The sequence below is a fragment of the Paenibacillus sp. 10L310 genome, from assembly GCF_056395745.1.
This window is the reverse complement of the sequence record NZ_JBFTKC010000002.1, coordinates 244,186-265,302: the sequence shown is the minus strand read 5'-3', so window position 1 is coordinate 265,302 and position 21,117 is coordinate 244,186. Positions and strand designations below refer to the sequence as shown.

19 protein-coding genes are annotated in these 21,117 nt (G+C 44.9%); 14 read left to right on the top strand and 5 right to left on the bottom strand.

Features of this window, described 5'->3' with window-relative positions; translation table 11 throughout:
• Window positions 1-60 precede the first annotated feature (60 nt).
• The 7 genes from AC1DE7_RS06770 (at window position 61) to AC1DE7_RS06740 (ending at window position 7,380) form a co-directional block, all read left to right on the top strand.
• Window positions 61-1,326: an ABC transporter substrate-binding protein gene (locus tag AC1DE7_RS06770; RefSeq protein WP_036608163.1), complete on the top strand. Its 1,266-nt coding sequence runs from the start codon at window positions 61-63 to the stop codon at window positions 1,324-1,326.
• A gap of 46 nt (window positions 1,327-1,372) precedes the next feature.
• Window positions 1,373-2,263, top strand: coding sequence for a carbohydrate ABC transporter permease (locus AC1DE7_RS06765; protein ID WP_036608160.1), 891 nt, complete (start codon window positions 1,373-1,375; stop codon window positions 2,261-2,263).
• A 14-nt stretch (window positions 2,264-2,277) separates the two neighbouring features.
• Window positions 2,278-3,159: a carbohydrate ABC transporter permease gene (locus AC1DE7_RS06760; protein ID WP_081745887.1), complete on the top strand. Its 882-nt coding sequence runs from the start codon at window positions 2,278-2,280 to the stop codon at window positions 3,157-3,159.
• A gap of 200 nt (window positions 3,160-3,359) precedes the next feature.
• A complete protein-coding gene (locus AC1DE7_RS06755; protein WP_127548361.1) occupies window positions 3,360-4,769 on the top strand; it encodes a spore germination protein in 1,410 nt (469 codons plus the stop codon).
• 40 nt (window positions 4,770-4,809) lie between these two features.
• The gene (locus AC1DE7_RS06750) at window positions 4,810-5,925 is read left to right on the top strand and encodes a GerAB/ArcD/ProY family transporter (RefSeq protein WP_339286793.1); all 1,116 of its coding nucleotides are present in this window, start codon (window positions 4,810-4,812) and stop codon (window positions 5,923-5,925) included.
• A gap of 42 nt (window positions 5,926-5,967) precedes the next feature.
• A complete protein-coding gene (locus AC1DE7_RS06745) occupies window positions 5,968-7,119 on the top strand; it encodes a Ger(x)C family spore germination protein (protein WP_315371863.1) in 1,152 nt (383 codons plus the stop codon).
• A 42-nt stretch (window positions 7,120-7,161) separates the two neighbouring features.
• Window positions 7,162-7,380 carry a hypothetical protein gene (locus tag AC1DE7_RS06740; RefSeq protein ID WP_127548367.1) on the top strand — a complete coding sequence of 73 codons (219 nt, stop codon included), beginning with the start codon at window positions 7,162-7,164 and terminating at the stop codon, window positions 7,378-7,380.
• 94 nt (window positions 7,381-7,474) lie between these two features.
• Here AC1DE7_RS06740 and AC1DE7_RS06735 read toward each other — a convergent pair whose 3' ends face one another.
• Entirely contained in the window at window positions 7,475-8,749 is a 1,275-nt protein-coding gene (locus tag AC1DE7_RS06735) for a stalk domain-containing protein (protein ID WP_315371859.1), read from the bottom strand.
• Window positions 8,750-8,930: 181 nt separating this feature from the next.
• Here AC1DE7_RS06735 and AC1DE7_RS06730 point away from each other — a divergent pair, with 181 nt between their 5' ends.
• A complete protein-coding gene (locus AC1DE7_RS06730; RefSeq protein ID WP_127548371.1) occupies window positions 8,931-9,299 on the top strand; it encodes a hypothetical protein in 369 nt (122 codons plus the stop codon).
• Between the two features lie 18 nt (window positions 9,300-9,317).
• Window positions 9,318-10,550 (top strand): sialidase family protein, encoded by a 1,233-nt coding sequence (locus AC1DE7_RS06725; protein ID WP_174806460.1) that lies wholly within the window; start codon window positions 9,318-9,320, stop codon window positions 10,548-10,550.
• 79 nt (window positions 10,551-10,629) lie between these two features.
• On the opposite strand, the gene AC1DE7_RS06720 is transcribed toward AC1DE7_RS06725, so the two are convergent.
• Window positions 10,630-11,055: a hypothetical protein gene (locus AC1DE7_RS06720; protein WP_127548373.1), complete on the bottom strand. Its 426-nt coding sequence runs from the start codon at window positions 11,053-11,055 to the stop codon at window positions 10,630-10,632.
• A 45-nt stretch (window positions 11,056-11,100) separates the two neighbouring features.
• Window positions 11,101-12,333, bottom strand: a complete 1,233-nt coding sequence (locus tag AC1DE7_RS06715) for a GAF domain-containing sensor histidine kinase (protein WP_127548375.1) — start codon at window positions 12,331-12,333, stop codon at window positions 11,101-11,103.
• 163 nt (window positions 12,334-12,496) lie between these two features.
• Between AC1DE7_RS06715 and AC1DE7_RS06710 the strand changes: the two genes are divergently transcribed.
• The 5 genes from AC1DE7_RS06710 to AC1DE7_RS06690 all read left to right on the top strand — a co-directional run bounded on the left by AC1DE7_RS06710 (window position 12,497) and on the right by AC1DE7_RS06690 (window position 18,687).
• Window positions 12,497-12,805, top strand: coding sequence for a hypothetical protein (locus AC1DE7_RS06710; RefSeq protein WP_036608134.1), 309 nt, complete (start codon window positions 12,497-12,499; stop codon window positions 12,803-12,805).
• 152 nt (window positions 12,806-12,957) lie between these two features.
• Complete coding sequence (locus AC1DE7_RS06705; RefSeq protein WP_143781002.1) at window positions 12,958-13,563, top strand: esterase/lipase family protein; 606 nt, start codon at window positions 12,958-12,960, stop codon at window positions 13,561-13,563.
• Window positions 13,564-13,756: 193 nt separating this feature from the next.
• Complete coding sequence (locus tag AC1DE7_RS06700) at window positions 13,757-14,755, top strand: AraC family transcriptional regulator (RefSeq protein WP_477533988.1); 999 nt, start codon at window positions 13,757-13,759, stop codon at window positions 14,753-14,755.
• 131 nt (window positions 14,756-14,886) lie between these two features.
• Window positions 14,887-15,681 carry an SDR family NAD(P)-dependent oxidoreductase gene (locus AC1DE7_RS06695; protein WP_477533987.1) on the top strand — a complete coding sequence of 265 codons (795 nt, stop codon included), beginning with the start codon at window positions 14,887-14,889 and terminating at the stop codon, window positions 15,679-15,681.
• A gap of 186 nt (window positions 15,682-15,867) precedes the next feature.
• Complete coding sequence (locus AC1DE7_RS06690) at window positions 15,868-18,687, top strand: glycoside hydrolase family 2 TIM barrel-domain containing protein (RefSeq protein ID WP_477533986.1); 2,820 nt, start codon at window positions 15,868-15,870, stop codon at window positions 18,685-18,687.
• Window positions 18,688-18,793: 106 nt separating this feature from the next.
• On the opposite strand, the gene AC1DE7_RS06685 is transcribed toward AC1DE7_RS06690, so the two are convergent.
• Window positions 18,794-20,167, bottom strand: a complete 1,374-nt coding sequence (locus AC1DE7_RS06685; RefSeq protein ID WP_477533985.1) for a sugar phosphate nucleotidyltransferase — start codon at window positions 20,165-20,167, stop codon at window positions 18,794-18,796.
• Window positions 20,168-20,184: 17 nt separating this feature from the next.
• Window positions 20,185-20,994 carry a DUF6492 family protein gene (locus AC1DE7_RS06680; RefSeq protein WP_477533984.1) on the bottom strand — a complete coding sequence of 270 codons (810 nt, stop codon included), beginning with the start codon at window positions 20,992-20,994 and terminating at the stop codon, window positions 20,185-20,187.
• Window positions 20,995-21,117: the final 123 nt, after the last annotated feature.

The window sequence follows — 21,117 nt, the reverse complement described above, 5'->3', positions numbered from 1 at the left end:
TCTCCAAAATCAATATACTCTAATAAATTGTAAGCGTTTCCTTTTTGAAGGAGGGGGCCTATGAAGAAGTGGTTTAAGCCAACTATTGTATTTGTATGTGCAGCGATGTTGTTAGCTGGTTGTCAGTTCAGTCCATCGAGTCAAACCAAGCAACAGGAGATTACTGTGTGGAGTTTTACGGATGAAGCAGGGTACGCTATCGAGAAATTCGAACAGAAATATCCTGACATCAAAGTGAACTTTGTCAACATCCCTGGTAATTTCTATATCACCAAGCTGAAATCTGCGCTACAGACAACCTCGAAGGCTCCAGATGTATTTATGATTGAAAATGCGAATATTCGAGAGCTGATTGACGTTCCATATCTGGAGAATTTATCAGCTTCGCCGTATAACGCCAATGAACTTATCCAGGAACAATATGCTTTTGTTCAGGCCAATGAACAGGACAGTGAGGGAAATGTCAGAGCGATAGGTTATCAGGGAACACCAGGGGGCATCTACTATCGTCGGGATCTGGCGAAGAAATATCTGGGCACCGATGATCCTGAGAAGGTGGGTTCACAGATCGATACATGGGAGAAGATCTTCGAGATTGGAGAGAAGGTACAGCAACTTAGCGGGAATAAAGTACATGCATTGGCGAATTGGAATGCTATATCGAATTCATATGATGGTATACCTTGGGTGAAGGACGGCAAACTTGTCATCGATCCAACGTACTTGGAAGTGCTTGATCTTGTACGTGAAGCACGTGAGCGGAATGTACTTGCCGAGTATGAAGATGGAAGTGCCGGTTACGCTGCATCCATGCAAAAAGGAGAGGTCATGTTTTATCCCGGGGCAACCTGGGGTTTGCAATATACGTTCAAGGCAAACGCTCCGGATACCGAAGGCATGTGGGGCTTAGCCCAGGGACCGTCAGCCTTTAGTTCAGGTGGAACCTACATCGCGATGTACAGTAAAAGTGAGAAAAAGGATTTGGCCTGGAAGTTTATTGAGTTCTATAATTTTGACCACGATTTTCTATCCGAGTTAGCGAAAGAACAGGATTATTTCACCAGCAACATGGTTGTGAATGATGAACTTGCCCCGTCTCTCTCATCATCTTATTTGGGAGGACAAAAGCATTTCGAGTTTTTCTCGGAGGCTGCAAAACGGGTACCTGTATACGAACGCACCAAATATGATGCCACGATTAACAATGATATCTACAAGATTGTACTCCAGTTATATCTCAACAAGGACATTCAGACCAAGGAAGAAGTCGTAAAGCGAATCAAACGTGATGTCACCTTGAGATTTCCGGAGCTGGAAGTGGATTAGTAAGCGAATGAATATACACATCCGATGATAACTGGGGGGATAGAACATGTTTGCCAAAACGATTCGCAAGGACCATTACGGCTACTATTTCATTGCTCCGTTTTTTATTATTTTCACCACTTTTGGGCTGTATCCCATTTTATATTCCCTCTACATCAGTTTCACCAACTTTGATGGGATCACGACACCTGACTTTGTAGGGATCGGTAACTACGTTGCCGTATTACAAGATCCGTTGTTCTACAAAACCTTGTTTAATACGTTATTCATCTGGGGCGTATCTGTAGTTCCACAGCTCACAATCTCACTTGTGTTGGCTTTTATCTTGAATGATAAGCTGCTCAAAGGACGGGACTTTTTCAGAGCCGTATACTTTTTTCCCAACATCGTTACGGCGGCATCACTTGGATTGCTTGTGAGCTTGATTTTTGACTGGCAGTCTGGCGGACTGAATCATTTTTTGGTGCAGACCGGTATAATACAAGATCCAATTAACTGGAAAAATGATCCCTGGTTTATGCGTCTGATTGTATCATCCATTTTGTTTTTTCAATACTTCGGCTATTCCATGGTCATCTACCTTGCAGGTCTTCAGGGCATTGATCCTTCATTGCTGGAAGCTGCACAGATGGATGGCGCGAAAAAGAAACATATTTTCATTCATATTATCGTGCCGATGCTCCGTCCAATTATTCTGTTTCAGATGATTACATCTATTATTGGGGGCATCCAGATTTTCGATCAGCCATTTACACTAACCAACGGCAATGGCGGTCCTGACCGAGCAGCCATGACGAGCATTATGTATCTCTATAATGTAGCATTTCAGAGCACACGATTTGGTTACGGCGCTGCCATCGCATTTTGCCTGTTTATTATCATCATATTGTTGTCCGTTGCATCCTTCATCATGACCAAGCGGAAGAGCCGTTCATAGGGAGGGGAGTTCTTATGCAAACTGCAAAATCAGTTGAACAACCAAATGCGGCGATTCAGCAATATGCCAATACAAGGGGCCTGACGGCAGGTAAAATCATCATCTATCTGTTGCTGACAGGTCTTGCCGTGCTCTGCATTATTCCATTTTATCTGATGCTTATCTATTCCACACATAACAATGCAACGATTGCTTCAACGTTCACATTTCTTCCCGGATCATTCTTGATTGATAACTATCTGAACATGGTATCCAAAATCAACATATGGCGTGGGTTTGCCAACAGCATATTTATTGCCGGAACATCGACCGTATTATCTCTGTATATTGGGGCCTTAACTGCGTATGGATTTGCCAAATTTAAATTCAAAGGACGAAACGGATTGTTCCTGTTTTTGTTAGCAACCATGATGGTACCGGGTCAACTGGCTTTGATTGGCGTATATCGACTATTCAGCATGATGGGACTTCTGGATAGTTATGCCGCAATTATTTTGCCTGCTGCAGCTAACGCGTTTAATGTATTTTTTATCAAACAGTTCATGGAGAGCAGTATCCCGGATGAGATTATTGAATCTGCGCGGGTGGACAGTGCCGGTGAGTTCCGGACGTTCAATCAGATTGTACTGCCTATTCTGGGGCCGGCAATCGCCGCCCTTGGCATATTCACGTTTATCGGATCATGGAATAATTTCCTAACACCGCTGGTGCTATTTTTCTCCCTGGATAAATATCCACTTCCGGTATTGGTTGCGCTAGTGCAGGGGTACTATGGGATGGATTATGGACTCTTGTATTTGGGTGTAGCGATCTCAATCCTGCCTATTATCATTGTATTCTCTATATTTTCCAAACAGATTATTGGGAGTGTTGCTTTGGGTGCTGTGAAAGGATAGCGATCAATAGAAAATAGGGAATTTCAAAGAGCAAGATCAACGAATTCATAGGAATGCAATAGCGTTCTATATCATCAGAGTCGCTCATGAGGGCGGCTTTTTTGGCATTCTATATTTTGCGTATATATCCTATCTGATATGTAAAGGATACCTTTAACTGAGAATATCTGGACGGAGCGTTTACGGAAAGGGGAGGCGTCATGGACACATCAGCAATAACACAACAGGACCTGCCATTAACCGGACAACTTGTTATTGATCAAGAAATGTTACGCTCCGTTTTTGCGGGTTGCTCGGACGTTGTATTTCATACATTCCAAACGGCGTGTCTTACTTCAGCGTTATGCGTATATTGTGTTGGTGTATGCGATACGGAGCGGCTGGAGAGACAGGTACTAACGCCCCTTCAGGAAATGGGGATCAAAGCTGCGCATGTTCCGCTAGCTTCTGTTAAGCAAGTTGAAACGACTACTCAGGCAGTACAGGCCATATTTGAAGGAGAAGCTCTGTTACTACTGGATGGTTCAATAGGCGGAACAACATACCCACTATACCAAGCTGCAAATCGTTCAACGGAGGAACCGTTAGCTGAATCGACCGTGCGTGGTGCAAGGGATGGGTTCACAGAGTCGTTGACCATGAATATGTCTTTACTGCGCAAACGTCTCAAGACACCTGCATTGAAGATTCATACACGTAACATGGGAGAACGTACAAACACCAGTATTTCACTTGTATACATGGAGGGGATTATTGACCCCAAACTTGTTAAGGAAGTGCAGACACGACTTGCCGATTTAAAGCTCCAAGACGTACTGGAGAGTCAATACATTGAAGAAGGGATTATCGATGAGCGATATTCACCATTTCCACAGATGATTGCGACGGAGCGCCCGGATGTCGTTGTTTCCAACTTGCTGGAAGGTCGGTTTGCTATTCTCGTTGACGGAACGCCGTTTACCCTTATCGCGCCAGTAACCATTTTTTCCATGTTACAATCCCCTGAAGATTATTATCAAAATGTGTTCATGAGTGTTTTTGTACGCTGGCTGCGATACATTTTTTTTGTTTTATCCATGCTGCTTCCATCGGCTTATGTAGCGATTACGACGTTTCATCAGGAGATGATTCCTACCGTATTACTTCTCAGTATTGCTCGGGCGAGAGAAGAGATCCCTTTTCCTGCCCTGGTGGAAGCACTTATTATGGAAATTGCCTTTGAAGCATTGCGTGAGGCTGGCGTCCGATTGCCCAAGCAGGTCGGATCAGCGGTCAGTATTGTGGGGGCCTTAATTATTGGGCAAGCGGCGACGAGTGCCGGAATTGTCTCAGCCCCCATGATTATCATTGTAGCGATTACCGGTATCGCTTCTTTCATGATCCCTCGCTATGCTGCCAGCATCGCGACTCGTCTACTACGGTTTCCCATGATGTTTCTGGCGGGAACGCTGGGACTCACGGGTGTCATGTTAGGAGTCATCTTGGTTGTCATTCATCTAAGCAGTCTTCGTTCATTTGGAACACCTTATCTCTCACCGGTAGCACCTACGATGGCTAAGGAACTTAAGGATGTATGGTGGCGTCCATCCCCAAGGAACAAACCACACTAGAACAATCTACATTCGAGCAAACAAGGGAGCGGGATTACATATGTTGACTGACAAAGGGAAAATATCGGTGACTCAATTGGCATTTATGGTCTTTCCCGCCATTCTCGCGACGGCTATCTTATCTGTGCCTGGAATTACAATGCACTATGCAGGACATGACATGTGGATGACCCCGATTATAGGTTCTATCGTTGGACTGGCTGCTATTGGTATTTCCGTTGGACTTGATCGTCTGTACCCTGGAAAAACACTCATTCAATCCAGCGTATTGATTATTGGTCGGATTCCAGGCAAGTTATTCGGTCTGATATATATCGCTTTTTTGCCCCACCTGACGGGCTTGATTATTCGGGAATACGGTGAATTCATTGTCAATAATGCACTTCCGCGTACACCTTTGTTTGTTGTGATGGGGACGATGGTTGTTGTATGTGCGATTAATGTCAGACTTGGGATTGAAGTTGTCGGACGAACCGCTCAGGTGTTTGTTACCCTGCTGATCGTTCTGCTGGCTTTGATCTTTATATTGTTGATTGGTGAACTGAATCCTGCCGAGCTGTTTCCTTTTATGGAGAAGGGTCCAATTCCCATTATTACGGGGGCTGCTGCACCTGCTGCATGGTTTAGTGAATATATCGTGTTGGCTTTTCTGCTACCTTATGTGAATGAAAAAAAAAGAATAACCCGGGTCATGCTGGGTTCCCTTGTATTTACAACAACTGCGATGACAGTTACCAATCTGTTTTGCCTGTTTTTAATTGGTGATTTGACGGATACATTTGTATTTCCGGTCATGATCGCAGCAAGATACATAACCATTGCGGACTTTCTGCAACATATCGAATCCCTTATTATTGCCATCTGGATTTTCGGTATTTTCGTTAAAATTTCCGTTTTTTTATATATCTTTGCTACATCAACCGCGGAATGGTTTGGTTTGCGGGACTACAAACCTGTGGTTGCGCCACTTTCGTTCCTGTGCATGGTATTTGCTTACTGGGTTGTGTCCGGTGGATCCGGTATTTCCAGTTTGGTTAGCGCTTCAGCCAACTTGTATACGATCAGCATTTTATTAATCCTTCCGGCTATGATCTACGGTGTCGCATGGCTGAAGAAAGGGTGGGCACATTTTCGGAAGAATCGAGCGAACACCTGATTGATGGGGGAGGAGCACTTGCGAATATATAGAGTACTACTAATGCCAATATTGTGTTGTGTGCTTTTAAGTGGATGCTGGGATCGTATCGAGATAAACGATTTGGCTATCGTGCTGGCTACAGGGATAGATTATGAAGATGGCAAAGTACAATTGACTTCACAGATTTTCATTCCGCGGAAGGCGAGTGCAGGAGATAGCAGTGGGAGTGGAGGCAGTCCAAGCGGGGTAACAATGATTCGAACAGCGGAAGGACGTACAATTGCCGAGGCATTGAATCGGTTACAACGTAAAGTTCCCCGGAATATGTTCTGGGGCCACTGCGAAGTCATAATCATCAGTGAGCAAGCCGGCAAACGCGGTATCCGCGAGTATATCGATTTTTTCCTGCGTTACCCTCAGTTCAGGGAGCATGCATATGTCTTTTCCAGCGAAAAGGCTGCGAAAGATATCCTTGCGTTACTTGATCCACTGGAGCGAAGTTCTGCTGAATCGCTACGTGAGATGGCCAATCTGAAGTTAGGTACACGTGTTACTGCGCTTGAACTGGCTAAATCTATTGAAGGTCCGAGCAGTTCAGCCATTTTGTCTCGCATGTTAATCTTACCCCCGGAGCCCGATCAGGATAAACTGACGACTACGCCATATGTGAAAGGTCTGAGTATGTATAAGAAGGATCGTTATGTCAAGACGGTCAAAGAACCACTAAGCGTAGGTGTATTACTACTTGCAAAAGAACTGAACAGCATTATCATGCCCGTTGAGTTTGAGCCGTTAAAGGGTTCTTTTTCGATAAGACTCATTGAAAATAAAACCTCCTTGAAGCCGCGAATTGTAAACAAACAGTGGAGTATGAAGGTCGACATCCAAACCAGGGGAGAAGTGGTGTTAAATACGACGGATGCAAATCTGACGGATCCCGCTGTATTAACTAAACTGGAAAAGGAATGGTCGGCTAAACTCACATCTTTGGCTCATGATGCTTTAGACATGTCCCAGAAAGAGCTGCGCTCCGATTTCTTCAAATTCGCAGTTGAATTCCGCAGATATTACCCGCATCAATGGAAAGCGCAGGAGAAGAACTGGGAAACCATCTATCCTGATATGGACGTGGAAGTCAACGTAGATGCACATGTAGTACGTACCGGAAAATCAACAGGACCACAGGGGATACCTAATGAGGACGAAAGTTGAACAGAATCGGCTCCTGTACAAGCCTGGAAGAGAGGTGATTGCATGAAACTAGGCTCAATCCTTGGAATATTGATGCTGGCGACTGCGATAGTGTATGGAGAGTGGAAGAGCAGCAAAGAGAAGCGAGCCAGAATAGTGAGCGCGGGAATTACCGCTGTGGCGGCAGTGCTTGGGATCATTCTTCTCTTTCAGCCCCGTTTGCCTGGTCCTACCCAGTTTGTGAAGCTTATATTTGGAAGTGTGGATAAATTTATAAAGTAAGATGATGGGAAAAAGAAGGACCAAGTCTCTGCGTACCAGAGGCGAGGTCCTTCTTTTAGTTAAGTGAGTAGTGAGTTGCATCCAGTCAGAATGTTTACTCTTTAATCACAGAAGCATTCACTGCATCTTCCATTTTCGTATTGTAGGAACGGAACAGACCCAGACGCCAGAACGCGGCTCCTTTGAGGTCATAACGTTTGGCGAGACCCAGCTTATCATCAACAGAGGACGGCGTTTCACTGCTTAGACTGATACCGAGCAGAAGTTTACTCTTTGGGACACCGGCCTGTATGGCTAATTGAATTGCCTGATCTACAAGACTATTTGGCTCAGGTACCTGAGATTTGGTGCCAACCGGATTATACTGATAGGCCATAATGATAAGATCATCTGCAATAGAGGCAAGTGTCTTGTAATCATAACCTTTATAAGCACTATTTAGCGGTGGTACCGCCAGAGATAAGGCTGTCTCCTGGGGCAAGGAACTTTTTAATTGTTTCACGTAAGCATTGAGCAGCTTCTGTTGTTCTACTACATCCAGTTTAAAGCCCAGTCCTTCAAAATCCAGAACAACTCCGTCAAAACCATGCTCTGTGACAGCAGCAGTTATACCTTCAATCGATTTCTGCCGCAGGCTCTTGTCGCTCAGAACTTTGGTCAGTTCTCCGTTTCCATCCAAGGCATACACCATGAGCTGTGGTTGGATCTGTTGATCTGCTGCATCAGCAACGATGGACTGCGGTGTAATATCACCCGCAGCAGCAGGGAGGCGGTACTCTTCTCCTTGGAGCGTAAACTGACCTTCACGATCAATGCGGCTCCAGCCAAAGGCTACGGAATTCATGGAAGAAATAAGGTCCTTTTCTTGAAAGGATTGCAATGCATAGAAGGCTCTCAGGTGCATCTCGCGTTGTGGGGAGACAAGGGAGACCGTCTTGGTTGCTTGATTCCAGCTTACTTGTGCACCGAATTGGTTACTGAACGAACTTAGTGGAATAAGTACGCGGCCCTCCCGCTGAACGGGTGCTGCTGCGAGTGTAACTTTTTTTCCATTTACGGTCGCTGTGGTGCTGCCAACTTGTAATAGTACCTCGGTAGTTTGTCCTTTCACAGTGTTCGTCGCTTTTACAGTCTGTGATTTGCTGTTCCAGGTAATATCAATACCTAGGGCTTCACCGACTGTCCGAAACGGAACGTAAGTGACACCTCTATCAATACGTGGAGCTGCATCAAATGTCAGGGGAACATCATCCAATTGAACTGAGATGGCCGGGGCAACATAGGCTCCACCGATATTGGGGGTACTTCCAAGGATAGAGAGAGCAATTACAGTAACCGCGGCGATTTTTCCTACACGTTTAATAAGCATCGTATGTCTCCTCCAACTTTGTACATAATAGTAGATTCTTGCTTTAAAAGTAATCTAGTAATCTAGCATATGTAGCATAACAAAATTTTCATATCGTTCCAATATAAGAGTCGAAGTTTAGTCATATTGGCAGCAAGAATCGTAATATACTTTACTATACATCGCGGAAGGAGTGTGCTTTTTGCCAAACTCTACGGGTTTTATTTACAATCCAACTTCGGGTGAGACCCAATCCACTCAGCTCATAGTGACATGCATTAATGATTCCCTCAATGCACCTGTCAATATTGAGCTGGAAGTGTTCAGATGGGACACCACTCAAGCTGCGCGCATACCTATTGGTCATGATCTTTTTGAATTACTTCCCCAAGCGACGAGAAGCTTAATCTATCCACTAATCAATGCGGCGTTTTACGAGGTGCAAAGTGATTATTTCAGTGCTACAAGTACGGTCATTCATGTATACGGTGTTAACTCAACAGGTCAGATCATTCAGCGTGTGCTTCAATCGGAGATGACATTAATTGACCGTTTCACAAATATCCCTTAAACGAAAAGAGGTGAGCAGATGGTAGTTGTGAATATTACTGGAGCTTTGGCAGGCAGTCAATTTGAACCCTCAATTGCAGTTAATACGCTGAACCCGAGTATCATGTGTGTAGTTGCTGTGGATACCAGTACAGGACCAACATTGACTGGCTTCTATCGGTCCATTGATGGAGGCAGTACCTGGTCGACCACTGTACTTCCTCAACCAGCAGGATATTCAGGAGCGGAAGCACCAACAATTGACTATACGTTTCCCAATACCTTCATCGTTACCGTTCACTTGTTTAACGGGATCAATGATGGGACAATTGCAAGTTATACCTCATTTGATGATGGATTAACGTGGCAGCCACCAGTTATCGTACAGGCGGGTTTCGGAACCATTGTTCATAATGATGAGCCTTTCATTGCCGTAGACCGTTCTCCAGGTAGCCCATATCGAGGCAATGCATATGTCGGTTATACTCCGCTTGCTACAACTTCTTCCGCTATATTTACGCAAAGGTCGCTCTCGCAGGGGATCTCCTGGGAGCCGCCTGATCGACAGTCGAATCCCCGAGGAATACATGATCGGGCCGCGCTGGCTGTTGGATTCTCAGGTCAAGTCTATGCGGGATATATCATTACGGGTCCTGCTAGTCCCTCTGCACTATTGCGCATCTCATACGATGGGGGAATCACCTATCAGCCTCTTCTTGAGAGACAGGCGACGTTCATCTCATCCGTTGTGCCAGCTCCTTCGCCTTTACCTGTACCGAATTACGCTTTTAGGGTACAGACCAACCTAAGTCTGGGAGCAGATATTTCCGTTGGACCTAACAGTGGAACTGTGTATGCCGTTTGGAATGATGCACGTGCCGGATATACCGATGTTTTACTCTGCGAATCTCCGGATGGCCTTCTGTGGTCAGATCCCATCAGTATTACAGGCGCGCCCCCGGGTACGCAGAATTTTTTCCCGTCGATAAGCGTATCACCCTTTGCTGGGACGATCCGGGTTATTTATTACAGCAATCGGATTGACGGGTTCCTGCTAGACGTTTTTGTTGCAGAATCTTTTGATGGCGGTGCCAGTTTCACCGACCGACGTATCACAACTACATCCTTTAATCCAAATGGCAACTCTCCGATGCCCACAGTACTGATTGGAGACTATATTACTGCGGCTACAGTTAGTCCGGATAATCTGGCAGCGGTGTGGATGGCTACAACGCCACCTACGGGTAAGCTGGATGTTTATTTCGGAAATTAATTCAAATTAAATGGAACACCCCCATACCTTAATCGTTATGAACAAACAGATTAAGCGTATGGGGGTGGAGGTATTCATGCTAATCGGAAACGACAAATCCGTCGAAACTCTCGGGGCCAACCCGAACCGTTCCGAGCAGGTTAGTACTGATAAATGCGGAGTAGGTTAATTGTGGTACGATCGGAATGTTAAAGTCACTAGCAGAGAAGACAATCACTTCAGGGTTAAGCAGACCGTTCAGACCATACGTGTAGTTTCCGGAGTAAACGATCGGATCGGTTGCAACAGTGCCTCTTACAATAATAATTCTCACTTGAAATAGAGCAAGCGGTAATTGTACCGTTATAGTTCCTTTTAGGGAGACTCTCAGGTTGGTTCCCGCTCCAGCTGTTTGCAGACCAATCTGGGCAAATAACTGAGGTGTGTTAATCACTGGAATCGGTATGGAAATGGAATTAAACAACGCAGCATTTTGCGATGATCTTGCATCCAGAAATTGTGTCAACGTATATACCTCCTATCCGTTCAGATAGAATAATATATTCATCATTCAGATTTTCGCATGGACGGAGGGTGCAACGCTGGAAATATTAAAGACAAACCGACTGCCCATAGGACTGGACTCTTTAAGCCATACAATGCCACCCATTAATTCAGCGAGTTGTTTACAGATGGACAAGCCCAGCCCCGCTCCGCCATACTTTCCTGAATTACCATGAATCTGGGAATAGGATTTGAACAACAGATCCTGACGATCCTGCGGGATACCGATGCCCGTATCTCTTATCTCGTAGGATGCATGGAGAGTACCTTTTGTATCAGCAGATACCTCAGTAGAGATGCATACTTCCCCTTTTTCCGTAAATTTAAGTGCATTTCCAACGAGATTGATTAGAATCTGACGAACTTTGTGCTGATCGCCCATAAGCATCAGATGATCAGTAATATTATATTCTGCGTACAACCTAATTCCTTTTTTCTGTGCTTCAGAAGAGAATAATTGTAATACATGTTCAACTGTTTCAGTGACACTATAGGGCTTGATCTCCAGAGAGATCGCACCAGCTTCTGCTTTGGAGTAGTCCAGAATCTGATCCATCATCGACAGAAGGCTGGCGCCACTTGACTCAATGACATTAACATATAACGATTGATCCTCACTCAGCCTGGTAGATTGCAACAGATTGGCCATTGCAAGAACACCATTCATTGGCGTCCGGATTTCATGGCTGAGAACGGCCAGCAAATTTTTCTTTTCTTCAAGCACTTTTGCAGCGGTCTCTTCCGCCTGTTTTAATTGTTGCAGAGTTGTTTCCATCTCAAGAAGACTCGTGAAAAAGGAAGACAAGGAGAGAAGCAGATCCACGTCCTTTTGTTGATAGGAATAGAAATCCTGATCAAATGAGCAAAGGGAGCCGTAGATTTCTCCGTTCTCATTATGTATAGGCACACCAACAAATGAACACCCACCTACGAATTCGGTTGCGTCCATATGTCTGGTTAATGGATGTGTTAGATTATTATTGATTACTAACGGGCCTTGGGAATGTTCAGTCACAAGTGCACAGTATGACTCGGCGTTATCAACGACCAGCCCCTCACCCAGAATGAGTTTGTCACGATTATATACGTTCAGAACCTTGGTGGATAGATGATCCAACTGGGCAATACAAAACGTGTTTGCAGGAATTAACCTGCTTGCCGTGTCCATGACATTAGCAGCCGAATCATATAATTTATGTGAGACAAGGGATAGTACATCAATGAATTCTGTTTTTAACATATTGATTTGACTCCTCCTGATTGTAGAAATTCGTTGTGCACTGTATTCAGTATATATGAATTTGAAGAATCGATCATGTATGGTTTTGACAGTGGAAGACGGAAATGAGAAAATATAATGCTGTGCAACATGTATATATTAATAAAGTTTTGGAGGCAAATCAATGAATCAGCGTTTTCGAATTACCCGATCCATGCAAGATAGTAATGCCGAACAATCCATCTCGCTGGAAGAGTGCAAACTCTACTTCGAATCCCAACCCGATTTTACCTATTCACCGGTTCTTAACATTGTAGGAGCAGAGAGCACCATGACCATTGAGGGGGACTTTTTTATGTGGGACCTTGAGGGTGCACAGATTGCTTTTCGTTTGTACATGGGGGATCTGTATGTAGCTATTTCTAACGAAGCTATTGTACCCAAAATGATTGAGATTGCAACAGATCTACGTGCAGATATCGTTGAAGGGTAAGAAGTAGAGAACTAGAGTTTAATAAAATGTAATGATGTTATTTGTAGTATACTTTAGACATCCCTGTAAAAATGAGACTAAAGATTCATTTATATTCCATATGTTAGATTGTAATATATGGAATATAAAACATTTTACAGGAGGGTAATGAAGTGAAAAAGACCAAATTAATGCTTGTTGTATTCATGAGTATGATCCTTGCCTTATCAATAACTGGAATAGGATCGAGTTCAAAGGCTTCTGCAGCTACGGCACGTACACCCATTGTATTGGTACATGGATTGACCGGTTCAGATAGCAATTTTACAGCAATTGAGAGTTATTTGCGTAGTCAAGGGTGGACAAGAGACGAATTATTCGCGATTGACCTTCCTAGCAAACAAGGAAACCAGCTGTTGAACTCCGCAGCAATTAGTCGATTCGTAGATGATGTTCTGCGCCAAACGGGTCATACAAAAGTCAATATTATAGCTCATAGCATGGGTGGAGCTAATAGTCTCTATTACATACTTAACCGTGGAGGCGCTTCCAAAGTGGATAAGTTGATTACCCTTGGCGGGGCTAATCGATTGACCACAACGACAGCTCCGAGTGGAATAAAGGTGACCTCGATCTATTCCACCAGTGACACGATTGTGTCCCCGGTACTTTCCCGGTTGAACGGGGCGAACAACGTTTCGGTTTCCCTCGTATCCCATATCGGTCTGCTGTTTAACTCGCGGGTGAATGCCCTGATCAAAACTGCGTTGAATGAGTAGCTGAACATACAAAATGTGCATTCTTTCATAATATTCTGAATGATTGACTTGAACACGACTGACCATTCATGGTTAGTCGTGTTTTCGTATTACCCGGAAATGGCTCGCTGAGGGTAAGTTTCAAAAATAGGTACATCCATTCTATAATTAGAAATCAGAATAAAAATGGAACAAGTTAAAGGAGTCTGTATACATGCAACCTCAACCGAATGATCGGATTAAAGTTCATCCAGGCTTTTGGGCTGGATTACATCAATTAGGGATTGGTGCTGATGACATCGCTCGTACAGCACAACTATCTCTTGAGACAATAAATAAACCTGTAGTGACCCAATCTCAATACTTCGCAATCTGGCAGGCCTACTCTGATCTCAATGGGGACACCGCCGAGGGCATCATCAAACTTGCAACCGGATATGAAATATCGAAGTATCCTCCACCTGTTCTGGCGATGTACCATGCTCGTGATTATCGTGATGCGTTGAATCGCATGGTGCGTTACAAGCAAATGTGTCCTCCCGAGAGTTTGCAGATTACCGAAGCAGGAGAGGAATGTATCATTGAACTAGGATGGTTACATAAGGAGCAACCAGGTCCGCCATTACTGGTCGGTATTACGCTGGCATTTCTGATCGAACTTGGACGGAGGGGCACAGGACAACCTTTGACTGCCAAAAGGGTTGAGTTCTCCCAACCGATGGGTGACGTAGCCACCCTTGAGGCTTACTTCGGCTGCCGAGTTGATACGAATTCCATCTATAATCGGCTGACGCTGGAACGGAAAGATCTGAGTCTTCCATTTTTATCGTATAACGAGGAGTTACTGGAGATTCTGACCCCTGCTCTGGATCGGTCGCTCGACGAACAAGAGAGCAATCGTTCCGTTACTGAAGTGGTCAAATGGATCATGAAACGCAGCCTCACAGGAAAGCGCCCTGACATCCAGACGGTCGCCAAAGAGCTTCGCATGAGTGATCGTACTTTGCAGCGGCGACTGACGGAGGAGAACACAAACTTCAAGCAATTATTAACCGAGGCCAGACGTGAGCAGGCTCGAGCGTACCTTGCAGATCCTTCACTTGATATCAAAGAAGTGGCATTTCTGGTTGGATATGAAGATCAGAATTCGTTCTATCGTGCTTTCAAGACCTGGGAAGGGGATACACCTTCAAATTGGCGTGTCAGGCAATAACTCTGGCGCAAAGTGCTAGTTACTAGATCCTTCAGACTGCGTAATATTGTATCTATCCGGTGTATGAAGCTAGTTGCCAATGTTCAAGAAACGGCTACCGGATAGTTGTAATCAAGAAGGAGAAATGCAGGATGGATATGGGACTAAAAGAGAAAACAGCCTTAGTTACAGGATCAACAAAAGGAATCGGTAAAGCGATTGCTATAGAACTCGCCCGAGAAGGTGTTCATGTTCTGATTAATGGACGTAATGATGAAGAGGTGGAACGAACCGTTCGTGAAATCAAGTCCACTTTTCCGGAGACCTCTCCGCGAAAGGCTACCGCTGATCTTGTGGATCTGGCGCAACGCGAAGCTTTATTCGAGAAATTTCCTGAAGTTGATATATTAATCAATAACATGGGGATATATGAAATCATGAGTTATGAAGACATAAATGATGAAGTGTGGGAGAAATATTTCCGTACTAATGTACTTGCTGCCAATGGCTTGTCCCAATTTTATTTACCTAAAATGGTGAAGAACAATGACGGACGTATTATTTTCATTGCAAGTGAAGAAGCCCTTATGCCTTCAGGCCAGATGCCTCAGTATTGCATGACCAAGTCAATGCTGCTGTCATTATCCAAAAGTTTGTCCAAACTGACAGCAGGAACCGAGGTTACGATCAATACGATCCTGCCAGGTCCAACACTGTCCGAAAACGTACAAGAAATCATTGAGGGCATATACCCTGATGAGGCACTGACTTTTGAGGAAAAAGAGAAAGACTTTATGAAGAGTAATCTGCCACAGTCCGAATTACAGCGATTCATCAAGCCAAGTGAAATAGGCAGACTCGCTGCATTTGTATGCAGCCCATATGCTTCAGCCTTCAGAGGCTCTCCCATCCGGATGGACGGGGGCATGGTTCCCACCATATTTTAAAATTGTTCAGGATACAGGATAGGTATCCATAAGATGTCGCCAGCATTGGCGGCTTTTTTATTTGTAAATGATCTATGCGAGGGCGTCAATCGAGTTTATAATACAGGTATGTTTCTCGAAAACGATTTCTGTTCATTGGAAGCGATTACTTTTATCGATTATATGAATCTTAAAGGGGACACTATCATGATAGAAGCAATAAATCTGGAAGGCATATGGAAACTCCAACTTGATGAACATAAGGTAGAACGTGGTCTGAATTTCTCAGACGTTATTACATTGCCAAATACTACATCTCATGCGGCCAAGGGCAAGAAAAACGAGAATGTGTTAATCGGTGCGCTGACGGATGAGTACTTATTTGAGGGTTATGCCTGGTTTTCACGAGAGATTGAAATTCCCGAACACTTGGCTGGAAAATGTTGCTTCTTGCATCTGGAACGAACACGAGTAACCACAGTTTGGATCGATGGGGTGGAATGCGGAACACAAAACAGTCTGAACACACCTCACCGTTACGAGATTGAGGCAGGGCTAACCGCTGGGACTCATACAATTACCATTCGAGTGGACAATACCAATTATCCAACCAAAGGTGGTCACCTTACATCCGAAGACACGCAGACGAATTGGAACGGCATCACCGGGAAATTGGAACTTCAATTTTTCGAGCGTGTTTTCCTGGATAATGTTCAGGTCTATCCCGATCTTGCGACTCGATCTTTCGATATCAAGGCAGCACTTGTTGGTGACCTGCAAGAAGTACGAATCGTGGTTTCAGCTGTTGCAGTCAGTGCAGATCCGGTGTATACGACCGAGGAACAGATTTTCGCCCCGGATTCGCAGGAAATCCAGCTGACGTACAAGATTGGTGAAGATGCGATGTTATGGAGTGATGATGAACCTAACCTGTACCAACTTCATATTCATCTGCAAGATCAGGACGGCGAAGTGCTGGATTCCACCGAAGTATGGACGGGATTACGGGAATTCCGGGCTACAGGAGACAAATTCACCATTAATGGTCGCAAAACGTTTCTTCGAGGCAAACATGACGGGCTGATCTTTCCGCTCACCGGATACGCGCCAACAGATGTGGAAGAATGGGTTCGTATTCTCGCTATCTCCAAGTCCTACGGTATCAATCACTACCGTTTCCATACCTGTTGTCCTCCGGAGGCTGCTTTTATTGCAGCGGATCTGCTCGGCATCTACATGGAGCCTGAGCTTCCGTTCTGGGGAACCATTACGGATGAATCTTCGGATGGGCATAATCAAGCCGAGCAGGATTACTTGATTAGCGAAGGATTTGCGATGCTGCGTGCTTTTGGTAATCATCCTTCGTTTGTCATGATGTCCATGGGGAATGAACTATGGGGAAGCAAGGACAGATTGAATTCGATCCTGAAGGCATACAAAGCATATGATCATCGTCATCTATACACCGAAGGTTCGAATAACTTTCAGTTTGTGCCGGACATTCTGGAGGAAAGTGAATTCTTCTGCGGGGTTCGTTTCTCCAAAGAGCGCCTGTTCAGAGGTTCATATGCGATGTGTGATGCTCCGCTCGGTCACGTGCAGACCGACCTGCCAAATACATTGAAAGATTACGATTCAAACATTGTACCTGAGCAAGGCAGCGATGCTGACCCTTCTGGTCAGACTGGGGACAAAGAGATTCAGATTCAGTATGGGACAGGTTCCAAAACAGTGCAGGCCGAAGCTGGAAGTGACCAACTTGTCTCACACGTACCAATCATCTCGCATGAAATTGGACAGTACGCCACGTTTCCTAATTTCGAGGAGATCAACAAGTATACGGGTTCTCTCAAAGCCAAGAATTTCGAAGTGTTTCGAGAGCGTCTGAATGCCAAAGGACTGGGACATCTGGCGGAAGCATACTTCAGAGCTTCTGGTAAACTCGCGGTCGCATGTTACAAGGAAGAACTGGAAGCTGCTTTTCGTTCGCAGCAACTAGCCGGGTTCCAGCTGCTGGATCTCCAGGATTTCAGTGGTCAGGGAACAGCGCTGGTGGGTGTACTGGACGCATTCATGGATTCCAAAGGCATGATTACACCGGAGGAGTGGAGAACGTTTTGTTCCGACGCTGTGTTGTTGGCGAGATTCCCCAAATATAATTATCAAGCGGGTGAATTGTTCGAAGCACGCATTGAACTAAGTTACTTCCGCAGACAGGCATTGGACGGACGTCATCTGAAGTGGGAAATTCAAAGCGAGCAGATCGAAGGAAGCGTCCTATTGGAAGGGAAAGCAGACCTGCCAGCGACCCATGGAGAACATTATGTGAATGTCGCGGATCTCAGCATTCGCATTCCTGAAGTCTCCAATATGACCAAAGTGGAGCTTAGACTGTCCATTCCGGGCACGGATATCCGTAAGTCTTACGACCTGTGGATCTACCCGAGTCAGGAGGAAGTGGACCTGAGCGGTTTGAATCTATTTACCGAACTCTCGGAACAGGCGTTGGCGCTGCTTGAGCAGGGCGAGGATATTTTACTTTTCCCGAATCCCAATCAGCTTCAACACACGATCCAAGGTTTCTATAGCACCGATTTCTGGTCTTACCCTATGTTCCGATCCATCTCGGAGAATATGAAAAGAGAAGTTCCTGTGGGCACAATGGGCTTGTTAATTCAACAGGATCATCCGGCCTTCGAACATTTTGTCACAGAGGAGCACTCAACTTATCCGTGGTGGAGCATCGTGTCCGAGTCGTCATCGATCATCTTGGATGAGTTGGATAAAGACTTGAATCCGATCGTGCAGACCATTGATAATTTTGAGCGAAACCACAAGCTCGGCCTGTTGATGGAGTGTCGGGTCCGGAAGGGGAGAGTGCTGATGGGAGCACTGAATCTGGAGCGTCTGATGACTACATTGGAGGGCAGACAGTTGTTATACAGCTTCCAGCGTTATGTACAAAGTTCCGCTTACCAGCCAGTTGCACGTCTGGAAGTAGAGGAACTTCGCAAGTTGTTTAACTAAGATGTAGGGAGAAGAAGTGTCAGGTTTCCCTTAATTATGCCAATGAGCCCCTTCCGCGAATGGAAGGGGCTATAAGACATGCAGATTGAATCGGTTCATTCTCCCATTAAACGTTAGATGAACCTGCACTTTTTAGGATTACATTCCAATCTTTTTCTTCAAAAAGTATGTTGTCTTTATCCTCTGTTACTCCGATCCGGACCTCAAGGATCACCATCCTGGTTTCAGACAGAATAGAAAAGAGACTCTCCTTGGTAATCGCGAACTGATTGCCCATACTCACTTGCATGACCTTTCCGTTGACAAGCACTTGCCCACTGCCTGCAAGCACGGTCCATGCTCTACACCCAGTTCTATGCCAGTTCAACCCGATATGTTTGCCCGGTAGAACCGTTATGTTTAATGTGGTTACAGTTGTATTCTCATCGTCTAACGAACTCTCAATGACACGATAACTGCCCCAGGTTGCTTCACCATACATTGGTTTTAATGGCAAGTTACCCAATTGAGCTTTAATTTCATTTGAATTATTTTTGTTGGCAATGAGAATGCCATCCGGACTTGCGGCAGCGATAATACCTGGCACGCCAATGACTTGGACGGGGTAGGGAAGCTCGTTAATAATATAGGAATCGGAGGAAGAACCCGAGATTCCACCGTGTCCGATTACATGGGTATCTAACTGTGCGCACAGCGTATCCCAGCTTCCGATATCCTGCCATACTCCCTTATAAGGCAGGACTACGGCCCGCTGTGCCTTTTCTGCAACATGCTTGTCAAAACTGCGTTCAGGTAACGCTTCATACAGGGACGACAATTGATCATAATGAACCGGAAGCCCCATTTTTTTAATATGGGATATCATAAACGCGACGGTGAATGCGTACACACCGCAGTTCCATAGTGCCCCACGTTGTAGCAGCGTTTCAGCAATGGTGGCTTCGGGTTTTTCTATAAATTGTGTTATGGGCGCATAAGCATTACGTTCTACCCCACCCGGCAGGATGTATCCATACTGTTCTGAAGCATGTGTAGGCCTTGTCCCAATTAAAGCGATCTCGGCTTGAGAATGTTTCAATATGTCCGGCAGTAATTGGAAGTTACTGAAAAAATCTTCACCTGCGAACACATCAGCTGGCGCGATACAGATCACATCGTCATCTTTGGCCATTCGGAAGGATTGCAGATATAACGTCGCTAAGGCCGCCGCAGTAAAAGTGCCTCGTTTATAAGGTTCCCCAATGACTGGTATTTTGCCTTGAGTATGTCGTGCCGTAATATTAGCCTGATCTTGATGTGAAATAATGAGTGTTGAATCCGTTAGGGATGAACTGTCAAGCTGGCGGCATACTCTGCTGATCATGGATTCCCTACCTCCAGCGGGTGATGGAAGTATATCTATGAACAGCTTGGAGCGAAGCTCATTGGATAACGGCCAGAGCCTTTTGCCAGAGCCGCCGCACAGCATTACGATATGCATGGGCTTCCTCCTTAAGCTCAGGGAGCTTTACTATAGATTTTCCGTTTATGAAAGGAAAGAGAACGATATTTAAGAGCCAGATTGCGGATTTGTTGCTCTTTTAACGAAGAAGCGTTCACATTCAGACTTTTATTCTTGGAACTTCTAAGGACCATGCTGCCTGGGTTTTTCGTATACATAAAATTGGCATACGTTTCATACTCGGAGAAACCAAACTGCTTTTTCTTATTGATATTGGAGATGATGGCTTTGTACCATGGCAGCTTATGAACCGCTTCAATTTTCTGTTTTAAGGCAGCGAGTTTCGATTTGTCCAACAGCATATAATGGGTGACAAAAGAGCGGGGACGCGGAGCTTTCATGCCTAACAACTTGCGGTAGGTATTGAAATATTCCGGCTGGCTCCAGTCACGGCAGTAAAAGACTGTTTTGCCTTCTACAAGAAATGAATGAGGTTTAATCAGTACGGTATCTGCATCCATGACTAGAAAGTACTTTGCCTTCACAATGGAATCTCCGTTCATTTTGAGCAACTGCTGATATAACCAGCCTGACCGATTCCATCGGGAGGACTGGTAGTGTATGTCGTTTTTGGTTATAGGCAGGACGGATCGCTCATTAACAAAAATGCAGTTTTTAAGGGAACAAAGTTTTCTGATCTTGGTGCTGACCGGAGAAACAATATATATGCTTCCAATGGGATGTTTTACATAACGGCGAATGTTATCGATGACGAGGGGAAGGGTAGCCAAATCTTTCTCGATCGCTGGTATAAGAACATCAATCTTAGGCGCATTGTTCAACCGGATTCCAGGCTGGACGGACATCTACTCATCTCCTTGCACAAATCGTGATGACTCATTATATGGTATGTGTGCAAAAGTGTTTTGGTCAGGGCATGTGCAAATATACATTTTTACGAATAGGGGCTTTTGTTGAGGGTTCCTTTA

What these genes read in the sequence shown, in the direction of transcription:
- AC1DE7_RS06770 (WP_036608163.1), top strand. Translation starts at nt 61, where the DNA reads ATGAAGAAGTGGTTTAAGCCAACTATTGTATTTGTATGTGCAGCGATG.
- AC1DE7_RS06765 (WP_036608160.1), top strand. Translation starts at nt 1,373, where the DNA reads ATGTTTGCCAAAACGATTCGCAAGGACCATTACGGCTACTATTTCATT.
- AC1DE7_RS06760 (WP_081745887.1), top strand. Translation starts at nt 2,278, where the DNA reads ATGCAAACTGCAAAATCAGTTGAACAACCAAATGCGGCGATTCAGCAA.
- AC1DE7_RS06755 (WP_127548361.1), top strand. Translation starts at nt 3,360, where the DNA reads ATGGACACATCAGCAATAACACAACAGGACCTGCCATTAACCGGACAA.
- AC1DE7_RS06750 (WP_339286793.1), top strand. Translation starts at nt 4,810, where the DNA reads ATGTTGACTGACAAAGGGAAAATATCGGTGACTCAATTGGCATTTATG.
- AC1DE7_RS06745 (WP_315371863.1), top strand. Translation starts at nt 5,968, where the DNA reads ATGCCAATATTGTGTTGTGTGCTTTTAAGTGGATGCTGGGATCGTATC.
- AC1DE7_RS06740 (WP_127548367.1), top strand. Translation starts at nt 7,162, where the DNA reads ATGAAACTAGGCTCAATCCTTGGAATATTGATGCTGGCGACTGCGATA.
- AC1DE7_RS06735 (WP_315371859.1), bottom strand. Translation starts at nt 8,749, where the DNA reads ATGCTTATTAAACGTGTAGGAAAAATCGCCGCGGTTACTGTAATTGCT.
- AC1DE7_RS06725 (WP_174806460.1), top strand. Translation starts at nt 9,318, where the DNA reads ATGGTAGTTGTGAATATTACTGGAGCTTTGGCAGGCAGTCAATTTGAA.
- AC1DE7_RS06715 (WP_127548375.1), bottom strand. Translation starts at nt 12,333, where the DNA reads ATGTTAAAAACAGAATTCATTGATGTACTATCCCTTGTCTCACATAAA.
- AC1DE7_RS06710 (WP_036608134.1), top strand. Translation starts at nt 12,497, where the DNA reads ATGAATCAGCGTTTTCGAATTACCCGATCCATGCAAGATAGTAATGCC.
- AC1DE7_RS06700 (WP_477533988.1), top strand. Translation starts at nt 13,757, where the DNA reads ATGCAACCTCAACCGAATGATCGGATTAAAGTTCATCCAGGCTTTTGG.
- AC1DE7_RS06695 (WP_477533987.1), top strand. Translation starts at nt 14,887, where the DNA reads ATGGATATGGGACTAAAAGAGAAAACAGCCTTAGTTACAGGATCAACA.
- AC1DE7_RS06690 (WP_477533986.1), top strand. Translation starts at nt 15,868, where the DNA reads ATGATAGAAGCAATAAATCTGGAAGGCATATGGAAACTCCAACTTGAT.
- AC1DE7_RS06685 (WP_477533985.1), bottom strand. Translation starts at nt 20,167, where the DNA reads ATGCATATCGTAATGCTGTGCGGCGGCTCTGGCAAAAGGCTCTGGCCG.
- AC1DE7_RS06680 (WP_477533984.1), bottom strand. Translation starts at nt 20,994, where the DNA reads ATGTCCGTCCAGCCTGGAATCCGGTTGAACAATGCGCCTAAGATTGAT.